General features: G+C 59.2%; 22 protein-coding genes. 10 read left to right on the plus strand and 12 right to left on the minus strand.

Features of this window, described 5'->3' with window-relative positions; genetic code table 11:
- Positions 1-99: 99 nt before the first annotated feature.
- Both ACIPSK_RS06835 and ACIPSK_RS06840 read left to right on the plus strand, forming a co-directional pair.
- Entirely contained in the window at positions 100-471 is a 372-nt protein-coding gene (locus ACIPSK_RS06835; protein ID WP_446532716.1) for a hypothetical protein, read from the plus strand.
- A gap of 95 nt (positions 472-566) precedes the next feature.
- A complete protein-coding gene (locus ACIPSK_RS06840; protein WP_162115700.1) occupies positions 567-794 on the plus strand; it encodes a hypothetical protein in 228 nt (75 codons plus the stop codon).
- A 34-nt stretch (positions 795-828) separates the two neighbouring features.
- Here the strand turns inward: ACIPSK_RS06840 and ACIPSK_RS06845 are convergent, their stop codons facing one another.
- A complete protein-coding gene (locus ACIPSK_RS06845; RefSeq protein WP_446532735.1) occupies positions 829-1,548 on the minus strand; it encodes a Crp/Fnr family transcriptional regulator in 720 nt (239 codons plus the stop codon).
- A gap of 568 nt (positions 1,549-2,116) precedes the next feature.
- Here ACIPSK_RS06845 and ACIPSK_RS06850 point away from each other — a divergent pair.
- A complete protein-coding gene (locus ACIPSK_RS06850; protein ID WP_026154466.1) occupies positions 2,117-2,563 on the plus strand; it encodes a DUF2231 domain-containing protein in 447 nt (148 codons plus the stop codon).
- On the plus strand, positions 2,563-3,909 hold the full coding sequence (locus ACIPSK_RS06855) for a PQQ-dependent sugar dehydrogenase (protein ID WP_017967257.1): 1,347 nt from the start codon (positions 2,563-2,565) through the stop codon (positions 3,907-3,909). Before ACIPSK_RS06850 ends, ACIPSK_RS06855 begins: the two co-directional genes overlap by 1 nt.
- A gap of 52 nt (positions 3,910-3,961) precedes the next feature.
- Here the strand turns inward: ACIPSK_RS06855 and ACIPSK_RS06860 are convergent, their stop codons facing one another.
- Complete coding sequence (locus ACIPSK_RS06860) at positions 3,962-4,222, minus strand: hypothetical protein (protein WP_017967256.1); 261 nt, start codon at positions 4,220-4,222, stop codon at positions 3,962-3,964.
- Positions 4,223-4,575: 353 nt separating this feature from the next.
- On the opposite strand from ACIPSK_RS06860, the gene ACIPSK_RS06865 reads away from it, so the two are divergent.
- The 5 genes from ACIPSK_RS06865 to ACIPSK_RS06885 all read left to right on the plus strand — a co-directional run bounded on the left by ACIPSK_RS06865 (position 4,576) and on the right by ACIPSK_RS06885 (position 8,297).
- Complete coding sequence (locus ACIPSK_RS06865; RefSeq protein ID WP_017967255.1) at positions 4,576-4,995, plus strand: response regulator; 420 nt, start codon at positions 4,576-4,578, stop codon at positions 4,993-4,995.
- A 59-nt stretch (positions 4,996-5,054) separates the two neighbouring features.
- Positions 5,055-5,207, plus strand: coding sequence for a hypothetical protein (locus ACIPSK_RS06870; RefSeq protein ID WP_017967254.1), 153 nt, complete (start codon positions 5,055-5,057; stop codon positions 5,205-5,207).
- A complete protein-coding gene (locus ACIPSK_RS06875) occupies positions 5,207-5,377 on the plus strand; it encodes a hypothetical protein (RefSeq protein ID WP_017967253.1) in 171 nt (56 codons plus the stop codon). The genes ACIPSK_RS06870 and ACIPSK_RS06875 overlap by 1 nt, the downstream gene beginning before the upstream one ends.
- A gap of 114 nt (positions 5,378-5,491) precedes the next feature.
- Complete coding sequence (locus ACIPSK_RS06880; protein WP_017967252.1) at positions 5,492-7,294, plus strand: thiamine pyrophosphate-binding protein; 1,803 nt, start codon at positions 5,492-5,494, stop codon at positions 7,292-7,294.
- Between the two features lie 163 nt (positions 7,295-7,457).
- Positions 7,458-8,297 carry a c-type cytochrome gene (locus tag ACIPSK_RS06885; RefSeq protein ID WP_245268440.1) on the plus strand — a complete coding sequence of 280 codons (840 nt, stop codon included), beginning with the start codon at positions 7,458-7,460 and terminating at the stop codon, positions 8,295-8,297.
- Position 8,298: 1 nt separating this feature from the next.
- Here the strand turns inward: ACIPSK_RS06885 and ACIPSK_RS06890 are convergent, their stop codons facing one another.
- The 8 genes from ACIPSK_RS06890 to ACIPSK_RS06925 form a co-directional block, all read right to left on the minus strand.
- Positions 8,299-8,706 carry a c-type cytochrome gene (locus ACIPSK_RS06890; protein WP_017967250.1) on the minus strand — a complete coding sequence of 136 codons (408 nt, stop codon included), beginning with the start codon at positions 8,704-8,706 and terminating at the stop codon, positions 8,299-8,301.
- 391 nt (positions 8,707-9,097) lie between these two features.
- Entirely contained in the window at positions 9,098-9,700 is a 603-nt protein-coding gene (locus ACIPSK_RS06895; protein ID WP_162115705.1) for a cytochrome c oxidase subunit 3, read from the minus strand.
- Positions 9,697-11,610, minus strand: a complete 1,914-nt coding sequence (ctaD, locus tag ACIPSK_RS06900) for a cytochrome c oxidase subunit I (protein WP_017967247.1) — start codon at positions 11,608-11,610, stop codon at positions 9,697-9,699. The genes ACIPSK_RS06895 and ctaD overlap by 4 nt, the downstream gene beginning before the upstream one ends.
- Positions 11,607-12,563 (minus strand): cytochrome c oxidase subunit II, encoded by a 957-nt coding sequence (gene coxB, locus ACIPSK_RS06905; protein WP_172643378.1) that lies wholly within the window; start codon positions 12,561-12,563, stop codon positions 11,607-11,609. Before coxB ends, ctaD begins: the two co-directional genes overlap by 4 nt.
- Before the next feature lie 32 nt (positions 12,564-12,595).
- The gene (locus ACIPSK_RS06910; protein WP_017967245.1) at positions 12,596-13,201 is read right to left on the minus strand and encodes a c-type cytochrome; all 606 of its coding nucleotides are present in this window, start codon (positions 13,199-13,201) and stop codon (positions 12,596-12,598) included.
- 132 nt (positions 13,202-13,333) lie between these two features.
- On the minus strand, positions 13,334-15,733 hold the full coding sequence (locus tag ACIPSK_RS06915) for an FdhF/YdeP family oxidoreductase (RefSeq protein WP_017967244.1): 2,400 nt from the start codon (positions 15,731-15,733) through the stop codon (positions 13,334-13,336).
- Positions 15,734-15,965: 232 nt separating this feature from the next.
- A complete protein-coding gene (locus ACIPSK_RS06920) occupies positions 15,966-16,523 on the minus strand; it encodes a DUF1003 domain-containing protein (protein WP_017967243.1) in 558 nt (185 codons plus the stop codon).
- 72 nt (positions 16,524-16,595) lie between these two features.
- Positions 16,596-16,814 carry a helix-hairpin-helix domain-containing protein gene (locus tag ACIPSK_RS06925; RefSeq protein WP_017967242.1) on the minus strand — a complete coding sequence of 73 codons (219 nt, stop codon included), beginning with the start codon at positions 16,812-16,814 and terminating at the stop codon, positions 16,596-16,598.
- Between ACIPSK_RS06925 and ACIPSK_RS06930 the strand changes: the two genes are divergently transcribed.
- Positions 16,729-16,941 (plus strand): hypothetical protein, encoded by a 213-nt coding sequence (locus ACIPSK_RS06930; RefSeq protein WP_172643376.1) that lies wholly within the window; start codon positions 16,729-16,731, stop codon positions 16,939-16,941. The two genes, ACIPSK_RS06925 and ACIPSK_RS06930, sit on opposite strands and share 86 nt — an antisense overlap.
- Positions 16,942-16,980: 39 nt before the next feature.
- On the opposite strand, the gene ACIPSK_RS06935 is transcribed toward ACIPSK_RS06930, so the two are convergent.
- Both ACIPSK_RS06935 and ACIPSK_RS06940 read right to left on the minus strand, forming a co-directional pair.
- Positions 16,981-18,003: a Gfo/Idh/MocA family protein gene (locus tag ACIPSK_RS06935; protein ID WP_050561860.1), complete on the minus strand. Its 1,023-nt coding sequence runs from the start codon at positions 18,001-18,003 to the stop codon at positions 16,981-16,983.
- The gene (locus tag ACIPSK_RS06940; protein WP_017967240.1) at positions 18,003-18,989 is read right to left on the minus strand and encodes an MDR/zinc-dependent alcohol dehydrogenase-like family protein; all 987 of its coding nucleotides are present in this window, start codon (positions 18,987-18,989) and stop codon (positions 18,003-18,005) included. The genes ACIPSK_RS06935 and ACIPSK_RS06940 overlap by 1 nt, the downstream gene beginning before the upstream one ends.
- Positions 18,990-19,227 lie beyond the last annotated feature (238 nt).

Below are 19,227 nucleotides of genomic sequence, written 5' to 3' on the forward strand. Positions count from 1 at the left end.
TGGCAAGCTTGAATATGATACCCACAGCCCTGCCAGAGCGGCCTGAAATGCCATTTGGCGGCATGATCACGGTCCAACCGACTTTTGCAGGCGTCCGCTATGAAATCGCTCAGTCCGGTCGCTGGAAAGACGATCGTCATCATCGGAGGCCCGGACTTTGTCTCAGATGGCGTCAAAGAGGCATGGGCCGCCCGCCAAGCCGTGGTCGTCATCAGCAGCGTCGATGTGGTCGCGATGCATAGCTCAGATGAAACCTTGCCATACGACGCCGCGATCATCGACGTCACCATCCCCGACCAGGCGATGCTGACAATGAACGAATGGCTGGAGATGCGGCGAATACCCTTCGTCTTCGCGCAAGGGCATCGTTCCGAAGCGCTCTCAGCCGGCTTTGTCCTCAGCGATCACCCTGGCGATATCAACGCGATCGTCGCCGCATTGTTCGGACCCGGTTCGGGTTACTATCACTAGATCCGTGCGCTTGCGTACGCAGCGTTGCGCTTGACGTGTGCGGACCTCATGATGATGGCTGCAGAATTCGAAGCCTTTATTCGAGGAAAGGCACTATGCTCGATTCTCAGTCTGCTCACTTGATGGCCCTTGATTCAGCTGACCTCAGTCATCTGCAGGCGATTTTGAACACCATATGTCGCGAGACGGGAAAGCCTCTGCGAGCGCCTGAGACGCAGGAGATCGCGGCTTTGCTGATCAGCCTTTACCGACATGGAGTGGCAGACCAGAACAAATTGCTTTCGGTGGGTCGCCTGGCATCGGTCCGCAAGCGCCGCCGCTGAACGCCGATCACGCCAGTCTTGATCAAAAGATCACTCAGCGCCCAAGTGGACTGCCGATCAGCCGTCGATATTCCTCCTCCGCCGCGCCGTAGGAGCCATGCGCCTCTTCGATCAATCCGCGCCTGTTAAGAATGACGATCTGCCTTCGGGTGGACCTGATCAGACCTTTGCCTTCCAGCAGATGCAACGCAACCGTCACTCCGGCGCGGCGGACCCCCAGCATCACGGCGAGAAACTCGTGGGTCAGGGATATCGTCATGCCGTCCGTCCGGTCATGGACCATCAACAACCACCGCGCGAGCCGCTCTTCGAGTTTGGCGTGACCATTGGCCAGCACCGTCGACGTCGTTTGCGCAAGCAGCGTCTGGACATAGGCGAGAAGCAGGCTGCGCAAGGCGCGGCTTTCTTCCATGGCCGCGGAAAGGATGGGTGCCGGCAATTTGAAGCCATGGCCTGAGATCTGCATGAATGTCCGGTTGGCGGATTGATCACCGCCGAGCATCACGGCGGCACCTGTCATTCCCTCCCGGCCGACGATGCCCACTTCGATATCGCGCCCGCCTGGAAATCTTGCCACGATCGATGCAAGCCCAGACTCGGGGATATAGATGTCGCCGACCGGCGTATTCTCCATCTCAAGGATCAAGGGGACATCGAGAGTGATTGGCTCCAGATGAGGCACGATCAGATCGCGCTCTTGTGGGCCCATGGCTCGCAACAGCTCATTTCTAAAATTCAATTGCTCGTCATCCATGTTTCGTCCACATGCGGCCGTCCTTCGCCCGTTGCTGGGAGAACCTAACCATCTAGAATCGTTGAGCAATACACTGTGCCATATCGTACAGACGGTTCGAAGCCTGCGCGACCCTGTTCGCTGTGAACAAGAGGGCCTGACGGTTTCGATGGCCGAAACCGCTCGAATGACGGGCTGTCGGCTACCCCCTCGTCGGCAGCGCCCTTTCCGGTGGAAGTGTGGCCGGGCGACGAGGGCTATTTGCAGATGGAGAGCGTGAGCCGAAGCAGTCGGTCCCTGCGTTGGATTCGGGAGCGCCAAGATGGCATCGAGATCAGGACCTCGGTCAATCCGCCCTCCAGGTAGCACACCAAGACAGAGCCAAACGCGATTTGGACCCTCGGCATAACTCTCCTCAGTCGCAATGATTAAACATCAGATTATGCCGGACTTCAAAGCGCAAAGCGTGCTTTACACCTCTCAAGGACCCGCGCCACCGCGCGGTTGCTCGATCCACGAGACCCTTTACGGGAACAATTCGCAATGGTGAGGGTTAGCTGCACCTGAGCGCCTCATGTGGATCCAAGACATGACCTATCCAACCCCTTCTTCGCGCGTACTCATCTATTCTCACCCGTTTCGCGCTATCCCACTTCATTTTTCAGCGGCGTGTTTTGTCGAAGCGTTGGCCACGGATATCGCCTATTGGCGGACGGCAGAGATGATGTGGACCAATTTTTCGTCGTGGCTGCTGACCGCCGGGCTGCTGCTTGGCGGAATTGCCGCAATCGGAGGCATTGCCGATATCGTGATAGGACAGCTGTCGTTGAGATGGGGCATCGGAGTGTTCTATACGCTCGGCAATCTGGCAGCCTTCATACTCGCGCTCTTCAACGCCTTCGTTCACAGCCGCGACGCATGGACATCCGTGGTTCCGACCGGTCTGACGCTGTCGGCGGTGACGGTGGTCGTCATTGTCATCAATGCGGTTCTTGGGCGAATGGTTCAGCGGCGGTATTTTAAGGTCATTGCGTGATGAGCCGATCTCTTCTCTCAAACAAACTCCGTGCCCTGGCCTTCTCGCTGCTTTGCGGTTGCAGCCTTGGCCTGGCAGCCTGCAGCGAGGATGAAGCCGATCCTAGCAGCGAAATCGGTGCCAATCCGAAACTGCCCGCACAATCGCAATATCTCCTTCCGCCGATGCACATCGCCTCGGTCGTCGGGTGGAATGAAAACGAGACGCCAGTGGTTCCGAAGGGCCTTCAGATCAAGGCTTTCGCCACAGGACTGAAGCATCCTCGTGCCGTCTACCTGCTGCCGAATGGCGACATTCTCGCAATCGAATCGGTCGCGCCGCCGGAGGCGGCCATCAAGCGTCCGAAGGACCTTATCATGGGATGGATTGAGGCAATGGCAACGTCAGGCGGCAAGGCGAGCACCGAAGGGAGCAACCGCATCACTTTGCTTCGCGATGCCGACGGTGATGGCGTGGCCGAGGTCAAGGAGACTTTTCTCGATCATCTCAACTCGCCATTCGGCGTGGCGCTTGTCGACAACGATCTCTATGTTGCGGCGACCGACGCGATCATCCGTTATCCCTATCAATCGGGTGAAACCAAGATCAGCGCGCCGGGCACGGTACTGACGGAACTTCCTGGTGGACCGATCGACCACCACTGGACGAAGAGCCTCGTTGCCAGTGAGGACGGCAGGTTGCTCTATGTCGGCGTCGGTTCGAACAGCAATATCACAGAGAATGGCTTGGAGGCGGAGAAGGATCGTGCGTCGATCTGGGAGGTCGACAGACAGACGGGACGCCACCGCATTTTTGCAGACGGCTTGCGCAATCCCAACGGATTGAGCTGGGAACCACAGACCCATGCTCTTTGGACCGTGGTCAACGAACGTGATGAACTCGGCCCCAATCTGGTTCCGGACTACATGACGTCGGTCAAGGATGGCGGCTTTTACGGATGGCCCTACAGCTATTTCGGCCAGAATGTCGACCCGCGGGTCGAGCCGCAACGGCCTGACCTTGTCGCCAAGGCGATCATTCCCGACTACGCGCTGAGCTCCCATGTCGCGCCTCTCGGCATGGTGTTTTACACCGCCCAAAATCTGCCGGCGCAATATCAAGGCGGAGCGTTCATCGGCGAACATGGAAGCTGGAACCGTTATCAATTCAACGGCTACAAGGTAGTCTATGTGCCCTTCAAGGACGGGCGTCCGAGCGGCAAACCGGAGGATGTCGTCACCGGCTTCCTGCGAGGCGAGGACGAAACACACGGCCGGCCGGTCGGACTTGCCGTCGACAAGGCCGGGGCGCTGTTAATCGCCGACGACGTCGGCGATACGATCTGGCGCGTCACCGGCGCGCCTTAGCTCCTGGCGAACATAGAGATGGCAGCACGGCCTATTCGACGATGTCAGCCAATCATTTTCGACTGACGAATTTGTTGAACCGGCTTGTCCCATCCTCGGTCTTGTCCTGATAAAGAAAGGCCAGCTCGTTTTCATCGAAAATGGCGAAGAATTCGTCCCAGGAGATCTTTTCCAGGTTCTCTTCCGGCTCTCCGAAGTCAATCCGCAGTATGCCACCTTGCTTGGCGCCTTTGACACGGGAGGGTTGTCCCTTGCGCGCTTCCACCCATTTGCGAATTGCCGAATGATCGGTCGTCGTAGTTGCGGTTGTCATTGAAACCTCCGTTCGATTTCGGCCCCGCGGTCTCTCGCGGCACGGTGCCGAACCGATCTCACGAGGGAAAGTTCCAGGCAATAGCGTGCCTCAACATGACGCGGGGCAAGAGGCAGAGATCGTCTCGCGCTGGAGCGGAGCTTCCGACACCTATGGAAAATCTGAGGAGGAATATGAGCGACTGATTAAGCCTCTCAGAAGATCGAAACGATGAAGGATCGCGATGGTACTGATATTTGATAACCGACATGCCGCAACAGATGCTCAGGTGAGATGACGGTGCGATAGCGCACGATCCCTGCATTTTGGCCGGAAAGGTTTATTGTATCACCCTGTATTTTAGGAGTTTGGCCATGAACGTTGCAGGGACGACGTCCATCCTTCTGATGGAGGATGAGATTTTCATCGCGATGGACGTGGAAGACATCCTTCATGGCGCCGGCTTCGATCGGATAGAGACGGTGTCGTCTTGTCGAGCAGCCGAAGAGTGGCTGACAGCGAACGATCCCGATCTCGTGGTGATGGACATCGAATTGACGGACGGGGTCGCTGGAGCGATTGCCAGATCTTTGCGCGACCGCAATATCCCATTCATCGTTTACACCGGTGCTCAGCGGAAGATGCACCCGGATGCCTTATCATTTTCCGAAGGCGTGTGGTTGGAAAAACCGTGCGAGCCGGCGACATTGCTGACGGAAGTTATGCGCTGCATACGTCAGGGGCCGACGTCGATTGTGGTCGATGGCTGCAGGGAAAGCAAAAAGACGCGATAAGGCCATCTGGCGGGAACATTGCCGTTGTTCTTTGGTTTGGCGAACCAAGGGAGAGGCAGATGAACCAGGAATCGGACGGTCGGGCTTTGATCATCTACATCGGCGCCAACACGTTAGTCGGGCTTTTGATCGTTTTCGGCTCAATAATCTCGTTTACCGCAAGCGGCAGAAATGACGAGCCTGCAAAGATTTCGACGGAAGTGAAGCCCTGATGGACAGGCCCGAAAACGATCCCATTCAGGCAACCCATACCAGCGCTGAACAACAGCGAAATAGCCTTTCAGGTGGGCGGATTGCGGTCATCTTGATCGCGACCGTGGCCGCCATCGCCTTCCTGCTTTACACCATGATCCTCGTCTACGGGCTGGCGCACAGAATGTGACTGCATCCGTGGCGGATCTGCCTGGCATATTTGGATGCTGGCCCAAGGACGCAAGCTCGGAACCTTTCATTGCGACACAGGTTTGCGGTCTTTGACAAGCAGAGGACGAGTTCGATGCCCAATGCCGCCGATATATTGATAGACACGCTGATCGAGTGGGACGTGAAGGTCATCTTCGGCCTTCCTGGAGACGGGATCAACGGGGTCATGGAGGCGTTGCGCAAGCGCCAAGATCAGATCCGCTTCATCCAGGTCCGGCACGAGGAATCGGCCGCCTTCATGGCGAGCGCCTACGCCAAGTTCACCGGAAATCTCGGCGTTTGCCTTGCGACGTCTGGACCGGGAGGCACGCACCTGCTGACGGGTCTCTACGATGCCAAGCTCGACCAGATGCCGGTGCTTGCGATCACCGGAACGCAGTTTCACGACCTGATCGAGACCTTCACCCAGCAGGACGTCGACCTGACCCGCGTTTTCGACAATGTCGCTATCTACAATGCGCATGTCAGTGATGCCTCGCATATGGAAAATGTCGCCAGCCTTGCCTGTCGTTCTGCGCTTTCGCGCCGCAGTGTTGCGCATCTCTCCATCGCCAACGACATCCAGGAGATGGACTCGAAATCGCGCTCGAAACGCAACCGGCCAAAACACGTGCCGAACCGCTTTTTCCGCGGCCGCCAAGTGCCCGACGATAGCGAGCTCGATCATGCCGCCGAGATATTGAATAGCGCCCGCAAGGTTGCGATCCTCGCTGGCCGGGGCGCCGTCGGCGCCCAGGAAGAATTGCGCGAGACTGCCGACCTGCTCGCCGCGCCGGTCGCCAAAGCCCTGCTCGGCAAAACGGCTCTCGCCGACGACGATCCATTGACGACTGGCGGAATCGGAATTCTTGGTACTGGACCGTCGCAAGAGGTCATGGAGCAATGCGACTCCGTGCTGATCGTCGGCTCCTCCTTTCCCTATATCGAATATTACCCGCGACCCGAAGCCGCCCGTGGCGTGCAGGTCGACAGTGACCCCCAGCGGATGGGTCTGCGCTTCCCCATCGATGCTGGCCTAGTGGGCGACGCGAGGGAAACGCTGCGGCTCCTCAATGTCAGGCTGAGGAGGAAGACGGATCGCTCGTTTCTGGAACAGGCGCAAACAGCAATGTCCGGCTGGCGCCGAAAGATGGAAATGATGGAGACGGAGCGAAGTGCGCCCTTGAAGGCGCAGGCGGTGGTCCGCGCCTTCGGCAATCGCATTGCACCTGACGGTGTCCTCGTAGCCGATTCCGGACAGAACACCGAACTCGCGGCCCGCCATATTGATCTCGGCACGGGGAACCGGTTCGCCGTCTCGGGCGCGCTCGCCTCGATGGCCTCGGGCCTGCCTTACGCGATCGCCGCTGGCGTTGCCGATCCGAAACGACCGATTTACGCGGTCGTCGGCGATGGCGGGTTCGGCATGCAGCTCGGAGAGTTCTCGACGGCCGTCCGTCTCGCTCTCCCGCTGAAATTGCTGGTGATTTGCAACGGCATGCTCAATCAGATTGCCTGGGAACAGATGATGTTTCTTGGAAATCCGCAATTCGCCTGCGAGTTGGCACCGATCGATTTCGCCCTCGCCGCAGAAGCAATGGGAGGCCGCGGCTTCACGATCCGGGAGTTCGATCAGATCGAACCGACTTTGACTGAAGCTTTCTCAGTTGCCGGGCCTGTCGTCGTCCAAGCCTTCGTCGACCAATACGAGCCGATGATGCCGCCTAGGATGCCGAAAGACTACGCCAAGAACTTTCGCGATGCTCTTCCCGAGACGCCTGGTCATGAGGCGATCGAGGCAAACATATCCCGCTCGCCGCTTCGCGAGATGATGATCGCTGGCGAACAGCAACAGGAGATATCCGAAACTACGACCGATTTGCCGGGCACGCCGTGAACTGTGAGCTGGCGGAAAGAACATTGTGAGCAGTTTGTCTACTATCGATGACTGTCTTCGCGGCGTAGCGCATCGCTTGCGCAGCTTGTTGTCGCCCCTACCAATTGGGCTGATAGCCGGGGTTCTGGCTTGCGCTTTCGCCTTGGTTTTTCTCTTTCGCTACATCACCGATGCTGATCCGCACTTCGATTCAAAGACCGCCGCGTTAACGGCTGGCGACGCAACGAAAGGAAAATTGGTTTTTTTGGCCGCCGACTGCACGTCTTGCCACGCGACCCCGGGCCAGCCCGACCGATTGAAATTAGGTGGCGGTCTGGCTCTCGCCTCACCGTTCGGAATATTCAGGCCGCCGAACATCTCGCCGGATCCAACGGACGGAATCGGAGCGTGGTCGGTCGCCGATCTCGCCAATGCATTGATCGCCGGCGTTTCTCCCCGTGGCGAGCACTACTATCCGGCATTCCCCTATCCAAGCTATACCGGCATGTCGCTCGACGATGTGAGAGACCTTTACGCCTACCTGCAGACGTTGCCGCCGGTAGCCGGACGGCCGCCACCACACGATCTGGCTCTGCCGCTCAAATTTCGCCGTCTCCTTGCGTTTTGGAAGCTGCTGTTCTTCCGCGAGGGTAAGTCGGGGGCGACGGTCGGGGGCAACGCCGCTGATCGCGGCGCTTATCTGGTCGAAACGCTCGGCCACTGCGCCGACTGTCATTCGACCCGGAACGTGCTTGGCGCCATCAAGCCGTCGACACGCTTTGCCGGAGGCTCGGACCCCGAGGGCACCGGCTTTGTGCCGAACATCACTCCGCGCCGGATAGGCCACTGGTCTGAGGCGCAGATCGCCCTCATGCTTAGCACCGGTGAGACGCCGGACCATGGCCGGGTTGGCTCGTCAATGGCGGATGTCGTCATCAACACTGCACAGCTCCCGCAAGGCGATCGTGATGCGATTGCACGCTATGTCAAATCGCTGCCGCCTCGGCCGACGCCGCATCCGTGAGTTACTGCTCGTAGAGATAGGCGGCGAGATCCCTTGCCTCGGCCTCGGAAATCCCGGTTGCCGGCATGGCCGAATTCGCCGAAAACCGTTGCGGAAAAACGATCCATTGCACGAGGTTCTCCGGCGTGTTGTTGACGACGCCGCCGATGTAGACGCGTTGCCGTAGATCGGTCAGCGGCCCGCCGACCTTCCCGTCGGCGCCGGGAACGCCTGGGATAATGTGGCATCCCACACATCCATAGCGGCGAAATATCTCCGCCGCCCGCGTGGGGTCGCCTGATGTCATGGCGATGGCAACGTTCTGCCGCCTCTCCCGGTCTTTGACGATATTGGCTGCGACGCCGATCGAGACCAGTATCAGGACGACACCGGCCATGACGTAGCTAAGGCGAGCATAAGAGATCTGCATTGGCGCCTCTCTTGTCTATTGTATCGATCTGCAGCAACGCCATATCGAGCACCGCAGAACCGGGATCATCAGGATGAAGGTGATCAGTGCGCGCATGGATTCAGCAGCAGCGTCGCCGCCCCCTGTAGAATGAGAGCAAAGGCGAAGACGGCCCCAAACAAGACACCCACATTGCTGATGAAGCTGGCGCTGCGTGAGACAGCGGAGAGATGGCTCCGCCATGAGATCAGCGCGCCTGCCATAGCCAGAGCAGCTGACAGAAAAGTTGCGAATATGATCCATCCGGTTCCCGTGTCGCAATCTGCGGAGGGAAGCATCTGCCCGAGCTGGGTGCTTACGGCCCAGGCGGCCGGGGACAGTGTCAATCCTGAAATTCTTGCGATAGCGACACTCATTGGCGAGGCACCCAATAGATGCAGAGGTAGAGCGGAAGCCAGGCAATGACGACAAAGTTCCAATAAAGCGCGTTGTCCTGGACGTCGCCGTAACGACGGGCGTTGTCGCCGTGCCGGGAAAACATCAGACATGTCAGCACCAGCGTGTCGATCAGATCGGTAAGGATATGCGTCGTATGCAGTCCGAGCAGGGTCCAGACGATCGAGCCATAGGCGTTGTCATCCCAACTGATATGAAGAGCCGGAAATTCGAAAACGCGCAAAGCAAGCGGAGCAATGCCCAAGAGCGACATCACCACGAGGCCGAGCTGTACCCTTCTCAGTTTCTTATGCTTTGCCCAACGCGATACCATCATATTAGGGATGACGCTGATAAGAAGCAGGCCTGTCAGACACGTACCGGCCAGCAAGTCTGGCGGTGGCGCATCGATCGGCCACTGCGGTGCGAGGCTCATCAGGTAGAAGTAGACGGCAATCGCCAGGCCGAAGCCCGACCCTTCGATGAGCATGAAGGCTCCCGTCGCCCACCACGTCGGAGACGCAGTGCCCATCCCGTGCAGGGACAGTTTCGAGACGTCGAGCACAATCCGATCCTTCATGATTCATCCTCCGGGCTGCCCTTTGGCCAGAACCATCCGATCAATGTGACAGCAATCGGAATGGAGCCCCAGACGACCGCCCAAGGCGAGAACATCGACCAGATCAACATGACCGCTGTGGCGATCGCCGCCCAGAGCGGCCAGACGCTGTCACGTGGCGACGACTCGCGCGCTTCCGGCAGCGCTTCGACCACACTCGTCACCAGAAGCTCCCGACGATCCGTTCTCAGCCCGCTTGCAACCGCCAGCTCGCCATCGTTCGGCGAAAGCGCTTCGCGCGCATCCACGACGGGAATGCGGCGAAAATTATAGGAGGGCGGCGGCGAAGATGTCGCCCATTCCAGGGTCGTTGCCTTCCAGGGATTGGGGCCGGCGGGCAGGCCGTTTCGCCAGCTGCGGACGACGTCGACGAAGAAAACGAGGAAGCCCAGTGCCAACAGGACCGCACTCAGACTGATGAACAGGTTCAGACCGGCCCAGGGCAGCTCGGGCTGATAAGTGTAGACGCGACGCGGCATGCCCAGCAGGCCGAGAAGATGCATCGGAAAAAACGTCAGGTGAAAACCGATGAAGGTCAACCAGAACGCCCAACGGCCCAGCCGTTCGCTCATCATCCTGCCGGTCATCTTGGGAAACCAGTAGTAAATGGCGGCTATCAAGGGAAAGACAGCGCCGCCGATCAGCACGTAATGAAAATGTGCGACGACGAAATAGGTGTCGTGCACTTGGGTGTCAAAAGGAACCGACGCCACCATGACTCCGGTCAGACCGCCGATTACGAATGTGGCGATGAAGCCGATCACGAACAGCAGCGGCGTTCGAAAGACCGGTCGCCCCGCCCACATCGTCGCCAGCCAGCAGAAGATCTGGATACCGGCCGGGATGGAAATCGCCATGCTGGACGCAGTGAAAAAGCTCTCTCCGAGCCGCGGCAGCCCGACCGTAAACATATGATGCACCCAGAGCCCGAACGACAGCACGCCGGTGGCGATCATCGCCATCACCAGCGGGAGATAACCAAAGAGCGGACGCCCGACGAACGCCGGCAGGATGGTCGACACCATTCCGACGGCTGGCAGAAAGATGATGTAGACCTCGGGGTGGCCGAAGAACCAGAACAGATGCTGCCACAGCAGCGCATCGCCCCCTTCCGCCGGGTTGTAGAACTGCGTTCCGACCAGGCGGTCCAGGATCAGCGTCGAACTGGCGAACATGATCGCCGGCATGGCCATGATGACGAGGAACGACATGACAAGCATCGCCCAGACAAGCACCGGGATCCGGTCCAACGACATGCCCGGTGCCCGTTGCTTAAAGACGGTGACCACGATTTCAACGGCGACCGCGAGCGCCGAGAGTTCGGTGAAGGTGATCATCTGCGCCCAGATATCGGCGCGTTTGCCCGCACTATATTCGGGTCCCGATAGCGGCACGTAGGCAAACCAGCCGACATCGGGGGCGGTGTCGAGCGCGAAGGACAGCCAGAGCAGGACTCCCCCGAAGAGGAATACCCAATAGGAAAAGGCGTTCAGCCTCGGGAACGCGATGTTGCGGGTGCCGACCATGAGAGGCACGAAGTAAACGCCGATGGCTTCCATCACCGGGACGGCGAAGAGGAACATCATGTTCGACCCGTGCATGGTGAAAATCTGGTTGTAACGGTCGGGGCTGATGAAGCGGGCTTCCGGCTGCGCCAATTGCAGGCGCATGGCGAGCGCAAGCAATCCGCCGAGGATGAGGAAGATGAAGGCCGTCACGATGTAGCGTCGGGCGATGACCTTGTGATCGACGGATGCGACGGCACCCCAGAAACCCGGGCGCGAGCCCCAGATTGTCGTAAGCTGGCGCTCGACCTCGGCATCGGCAAGCCCGGTATCGGCCGGAACCGCTGAGGCTTGATCCTTTTTCATCGGAGACTTTCCATATAGGTGGAAAGCTGCCGCAGCTCATCGGCCGTCAACGGTACCATCGGCATGTTGTTTCCGGGTTTCAGGATCTGGGGATCGGCAATCCAGGCGGCGAACGAGCCGCGGGTGGTCTCAAGCAGGCCGGCTGCGATAGTGCGCCGCCCCGCGACATGGGTGAGGTCGGGTCCGGTCGATCCCGATGCGGACGTTCCGCGGATCGTGTGACAGGCGGCGCACTGTTTTGCCAGAAAAACCGCTTGCCCGGCGATCGCCTCGGCTTCGGTCGGCGTTGCGGCATCGAGACGTTGCCCCGCCAACCAATGCTGATAGTCTGCATCGTCTTCTGCGATGACGACGAAGGCCATATGGCCATGCTGAAGACCGCAGAATTCGGCGCATTGACCACGATAGACGCCGGGCTTTTCGGCCCGCAAGGTCAGGATATTTTCCCGTCCCGGGATAAGATCCAACTTGCCTGCGAGGCTCGGCACCCAGAAGGAATGAATGACATCGACCGCCTGAAGTCGAAGGCGGATGGTTTTACCCACGGGGATGTGAAGCTCGTTCGCCGTCTGGAATATCTGCGTTTGATCGTGATCGGCATAAATGAACTGCCACCACCACTGATGGGCCCGAACAACGACCGTCACATCGGCGTCTCCACCACTGTTCAAGGCGCGGGTCGTATAGAAACTTGCTACAGTCAGGATGCCGACGATGAGGGCAGTGGCGGCAGTGGCCGTCGCAACGGCGATCGTCATCATCCGCTCCGAGCGATTATCCCGGCCCGCGGACTGGTTCCTGCGGGGCACCAGCGCGAATGTCAAAAAGCCCACCACGGCGAGCCAAATGATGGCAGCTACCCAAGCAATGAAGATGATCAGGTTCTTCAGCGCAATGGCCGCTTCACCATGAGCGTGGAGTACCGACTGGGCAGTGCTGCACCCGGAAAGCATGATCAATAGCGCGAGCGGCAAACAGCGGAGCTTCACGGTGATGGCCCCTGCTGAGGATGCAACGGGATTGGACCTTGTTCGAAAAACTTGGCGGCGGGCGCTCGGTTTTCGGCCGGGCGCGTATATCGATCGTCGTCGCGGCCGGGGGCGACAGGGTTGGCGGAATAGGCTCCGATCGTTTTGACATAGCCGGCGAGCTGCCAGATCTGATCGATCGTCATCCTGTCTTTGAAGGCCGGCATCCCGTGCGGCCGTCCGTCGCGAACAGAGGCGACGATCGACACCATTGAAGGGCCATAGAGCCACCATCCGTCGAGGAGCGACGGACCAGCACCGCCTCTGCCGTCACCGTGACAGGACGCACAACCGAACCAGCTGTAGAGCCGCTTACCCTGGCTGAGGTCGTAGCCAGTCGCCTCATAAGGCTTGTTGAGCGCAAAATAGATTTCCGGGGGCGCGCCGCTGATCCCGTTTGCCATCAACCGGATACCGTCCAGCGCCGCCGCTACCGGCGGGTCGATACGGTACTGCCTCGGCTCCCGCAGCCAACCGATAGCGGCGGCCAAGATGATGGCAAGGATTAAAACTAAGATGCTCGAATACCAGCCAAGGCTCCCCTTCAAAATCTTCTCCGGCATCGCATGATCCTCTAGAGCATGATCCCGAACGCATGATCGGATTTGAGATGACATCATGCTCCAGCGATATATCTTGAAACAGAATTCGGTTTTGGGCCGACCGGCCCTACATCATCCTGTTTTCAAGCTCATTCATTCAAGTGGCGCTGCTTCACATCGACTGAGGCGGACGGGCAGCAGCTTGTAAGATGGGGTTTTGGCTTTCTCGTCGTGATGGCTGAGTGGAAAGAGCGGATTGGCTTCAGGGTAATAGGCTGCGCAACATCCGACCGGAATGTCGTAGGGGACAATTCTGAAGCCGGAGATCATGCGTCTAGTCTCGGGCTCAATGGCCGTCGACAGATCGACAAAGTCTCCGGCGACAAAACCCAACCGGGCAATATCGGCGGCGTTCACAAAAACTACGCGGCGCGTACCGTCGACGCCCCGGAAGCGGTCGCTATAACCATAAATCGTCGTGTTGAACTGATCGTTTGACCGTAAGGTCGTAAGGTGAAGAACTTGTTCGTCGCCAACGCTTTCGAACTGCGGAAACAGGCGTTGCGGAGTGATGAAATTCGCCTTGCCGTTCGGAGTCACCCAGCGGCGTTCCCTGGCCGGCAGCGGCCGCGGAAAACCGCCGGGCTGGAAGAGCCGCCGGTTGAATCCCTTGAAGGTCTCCGGATATGTCCGCTCGATGGCATCGCGAATCTCGGAATAGTCCGCAACCCAGCTATCCCAAGGCACGGGGCTTTCCGGCAACGTCGCTTTCGCCATGCCGGCGATGATGGCCGGCTCGGACAGCAGGTCTGGGCTGGCAGGCGTCGCCCTGCCCCGCGAGCCATGGAAATGTGCCACCGAACTTTCCATCGACACCGCCTGCGGGCCGCTTGCCTGCTTATCGATCTCCAACCGGCCAAGACACGGAAGAAGGTAGGCGATCTCGCCATGGATGACATGGCTTCGGTTAAGCTTAGTGGCAATCTGCACGGTCAGGCGTAGCTTTTGCCATGCAGCTTCCATCGCCTCCGTCTCAGGGGCTGCGCGTAGGAAATTGCCGCCGAGGCCGACGAAGGCCCGGCTTTCGCCGCCCAGAATGGCTTTGCAGACATCGACGGTCGTGTGACCCTTCCAGCGCGGCGGATCGAAATGATAAAGTTCCGCCAGCTTGTCCAGCGGCACAAGATCCGGCTTTTCGGTTATGCCGACCGTGCGCTGCCCCTGGACATTGGAGTGGCCTCTGACGGCGCAGATATTGGCGCCGGGTTTGCCAATATTGCCCCGCAACAGGGCAAGATTAACCACCATCTGAACATTTTGAACGCCCATGACATGCTGTGTCAGCCCCATCCCATAGACCATAAGAACCGCATCGGAAGCGGCATAGGTACGGGCCGCGTGCGTCATCTGCTCGCGGGTCAACCCCGATACCCGTTCCAACTCCGGCCACTGATAGCCCCGCGCGGCGGCGGCGAACTCCTCGAAGCCGGAGGTGTGTTCGGTGATGAAATCATGATCCAGGACGTGCTTTCTATCGACCGCCCGCATCGAGGCCGCAAAGGCAACGGCTGCCGCATTGGCCGGATCGCCCGGCACTGCATCGGATCCAGCGACTCTGCTGAAACCGGAGCTATGCAGGGCGTCGTCGGCCTCTATCAAAGCCTTGCAGACACCAAAGATGGCCGCGACGTCTCCACCGTTCCTGACTTGATAATATTCGCTGGAAATCGGCGTTTCCTTACCAGTCAGCATCTGGCTCGGCGCCTGCGGATTGATGAAGCGCAGTAGCCCCGGTTCTCTGAGCGGATTAAAAGTTACGATCTTCACACCACGGTTGACCGCATCCTGAAGGTCATGCAGCAGACGTGGCGACGACGTTCCGACATTCTGGCCAATATAGAATATGCAGTCGCAATTTTGAAAATCGGAAAGAACCGCCGTGCCGACGGAAGCGCCGATGCTTTCCGGCAGCGCGACGGATGAACTCTCGTGACACATGTTGGAGGAGTCGGGCAGATTGTTGCTGCCGAAGATGCGAGCGAAGAGCTGATACATGTAGCATGTCTCGAGCGAAGCTCTGCCCGAGGTATAGAAGTCCACCTTCTCCGGCGAAATCGCCCGCAATTCGCGTCCGATCTCTTCGAAAGCGGCAGCCCACGAAACCGGAACATATTTATCCGCTGTCGGGTCCCATCGCATCGGGTGGGTGAGGCGCCCCTGTTCCTCCAGGTCGTGGTCGCGCCAGCTTTCAAGTTCGGTCAGGGTATGCGCTGCGAAAAAAGTCCGATCTGCTCGTTGGTTTGTCGTCTCCCATGTCGCCGCCTTGGCGCCGTTCTCGCAAAATTCAAGCGGATGGGTCTTGGCGGGTTTGGCCCAGGCGCAGCTCACGCACATATATCCATCCGGCTTGTTCTGATGCGCCAAGAGCGCTGGGCCCGAGAGGGGGATATGTTCGCGGATAAGAATTTCTCCCACCGATTTTGCCGAGCCCCATCCGCCCACTGGCCCGCTGTCAAATCCAATTTTCGGTGTTCTTCTGGGTTTTGACGTCATGGTTTGAACTATCCCGAAAGTTACTTCGCAACTGCTGCTGATGCCCGGCGGGGCAGCCGCCGGTCGGAAATCCAGTCTTGACACTGGAAGGTCGAATCGACTGCAGCCAATGTTGCTGCCAAACTCCCGAAAGGACCCGTTGTTCCGCGGTCGCAGAGATGCGGTTGGCCCCCCCGGAATTCTGCCCATCACGCGGTAGTGCACCGATGGTCAGGCAGGCCTTGGCGCCCTTTTACGCTGGCGGCGGTTTTGTGCTCCCCCGCCGGTGCATTTTCTCTTCGATTTCGTCCAGCACCTCTTCCGGCCTCACCTGCTCCTTTAGTTCCTCCAGCTCTTCTGTCGTCTCGATTTCGATGCCGAGCTTCTCGGCAATGGCTGAGACCAGGGTCAGCAACTCCGTCGCCTCATGCTCTGCCAGAAGACAGATCTGCAAATTGAGATCGGCGCGTTTGTCGTCAGCTTCCGCCATCCGATTTTGGCTGATCAGCACGAATGTCGAGATGAAAATGGCTTCGACGGAAGCGGCCATCGCCAGAATGACAAATGACGGGTCGAAGAGCGGCATGAGCGGAAGCAGGCCGATATTGAAGATGACCCAGAGCGTAACGACCAGCAGGTGCAGGTAGACGAACTTCATCGATCCCGCGAAACGGGTAATGGCATCGGCCACCCGCTCCTGCCGGCTCGCTTGTCGCGCCTCCTCCTCTCGCCGCTTCAGCAGAGCCTCGATATTGCGGTCGAGACGTCTCGATATCGTGCTTTGCTTCTGCTCGGGTCTCGGCGCCGACATTGAATCTTCCATGTTGGAAATCCAAACCTCCTTGAAAGCAGAGAGTTCCGCGCGTTAGCAGTGCTGCTCATTTCACCGGTGAACCGGCGGTTCCCGATGGCTTGGCTTCCCGCTCCCGCCGCTTTCACAGCTGTTCAGAGACGACCGGATGAGTTCCACGGCCCGCTTACCTATGCCGGGAAGCGCCAGGAGTTCGTCGTCGGTCATGGAGGACAATTTACTGACGCGCTTGATGCCGCTGGAAAAAAGCGCCTTGGCGATCCAGGCAGGAATTTTGCTGCGGGCGAGCATATCACTCGAGGCTCCCCGCGGCTTTGATGTCTTTCCTGCTGGTCGAGGGGCCATGTTCATCCCGCAGATGATTTGCGACCGTCAAAACCGGAAAGAGGCTCGGTGGTTCCAGCCGATTCACCGATGACTGCAAACAATTTCATCCGGCCGGGCCGACCTCGCCCCTTCATCCGTGCCGATAGATGTCGTCGATGATTTCCGCGACCTCGACAAGTCGTTCGCAGCACGGATCGTAAGCCTGACCACCGGCGAGCCGGGCGGCCCAGTCCGCTGCCGCCCGGCCGCCCCAATCGTCGGGAGGCCGGACAATTTCTTCGGTCGATGTGCCGCGGAAGCGATAGGCCGCAAAGTCATAGAACGACCCGCCGACATTCCTGAAGGATGCACCCCCTGATGTTCCGAAGAAGTCGGCGCCGATGACCGCATCGCATCCTGCCTGCAGCCGCCAGGAGCAGGCGAGGCGGATGACCGCGCCAGTCGCCAACGTCAGGGTGGCAACAGCGTAATCTTCGACATCCCCCGTTGCGCTGATTGGCTCGCCGCCTTTCATCAGGGTACTCGTGGTGTCGACCACCTCGGGAAAGTCGAGGCACCAGAGCGCCATGTCGATGAGGTGGACGCCGAGGTCGATCACGCATCCTCCGCCCGACAGTGACTTGTCATAAAACCAGGATTTGTCGGGACCGTAGGCATTGTGGAAGACCAGATCGGCGGCGAAGACCTTGCCAAGCTCGCCTGATCTGATCAAATCGCGGATGCGCTGCATGCCTTGCGTGTAACGATAGGAGAAATCGACGCTCAACAGACTGTCGGCTGATCTGGCGGCGGCCACGACCGCTGCCGCTTCGGCGCCAGATCGGCCGAGTGGCTTCTGACAGAATACTGCAACCCCAGCCTGTAGCGCCCGGATCGACTGCCCGGCGTGCAGGGCGCTCGGAGTGGCGATGACGACGCCGTCGAGGTCGAGCGACAGGAGCGCATCGAGATCGCCGACGATTTCCGCATCCGGCGCAAGGCGCAGGGCTTCTTTCCGCATGTCTTCGGAGGGATCGGCGATGGCAACAGCTTTGGCCATCTGCGTGCGGAGGATTGCTTCCATTCTATTTCTGCCGATCCAGCCGACACCGAGGAAGCCGAGTCTGACAGGCTTGACCCGCATCTGCAGAGAGCGCTCTACCAACCTGTTCATCAGCACGTCACCATCGCCTTGAGGAAACCATCCGGCCTGTCCCGAGTGGCGTCGAGCGCCTCGCCCAGGCTCTCGAGCGGATAAACATGGGTATAGAGCGATGATGGATCGAGCCTGCCGGAAACGACCGCTTCGATCGCCTGGCGCATGCCGCTGATATAAATCCTTGGATCGCGTTCATGAGCATTGATGACGTCGAGGCCACGCCAGTTCCAGAGCTGCATATTGACCTGCCTCGGACCGTCCTGATGGTATCCGGCCACAACCAGCCGGCCGCGCTCCGCGGTCAGTTCGCCGGCGAGATCGAGCGGCCACTGTTTGCCGACCGCCTCTATGACGCGGTCGCAGAAAGCACCGTTGGTCAACACTCTCACAGCTTCGATGATCCGCCAGTGGTCGTCCATCGCCAGTACTTCGGCGGCGCCCATGCGCTTGGCGGTCTCGAGGGAAAACGGACGGCGCGAGATGGCGATGACGCGCGCACCGGCGCCGCTGGCAAGCTGCGTCAGCAAGGCGCCGAGAAATCCGATCCCGATAATGGCGACGGTCTGGCCCGGCTCGATGCGGCTGCGCCGGAATATGTTCATCGCGCAGCCGAGCGGTTCGCCCGGAAAGGGTTGGCCGTCGAGCGCCGGCAGCAGCGGCACGACCATGTCGGCATCCGCGATATCGTGGGTTGCGTAGGCATGATATGAGAGTGCAGCGACGCGGTCTCCCAGGCTGAGGCCAGACACCCCTTCCCCAAGCGCATCGATCCTGCCCCATCCCTCGTGACCGAGACCACCCGGCTCCGTCGGAAAGGTCATCCATTCTGGCCCTGCCCAGGGCGCAAGATTGGAAGCGCACACGCCCGACCCTTCGATCCTGATCCTGACCTGGCCCGGCCCTGGCTGGGGAAGAGGCCTCTCTTCGACCGATATTTGTCCGGGGCCGGTGATGATTGCCGCCCGGATCGCTCCCTCGGTCGCCCTTGGCAACATGTTCATGAGTTGCTCCTTCATCTAATTGGCCGGCTTGGTGTTGGCAGACGTCGTTGCCGCAGTGTGGCTCCGATTCCGACCATCGACCTCTCACCAGGTCGCCGCTTCTCAATCTTCGAGACGTTATTTCGCTTATAGATTGGCCGCCGAACCAGCGACGCCGCCAGTTGTTCCGGACGATGTCAAAGAACATGTCAAAGAAGATGACATTGATGCAGGAACAATCTTCGCCTCGGTTGGTTCG

This window comes from Rhizobium sp. LARHSG275 (assembly GCF_052871115.1).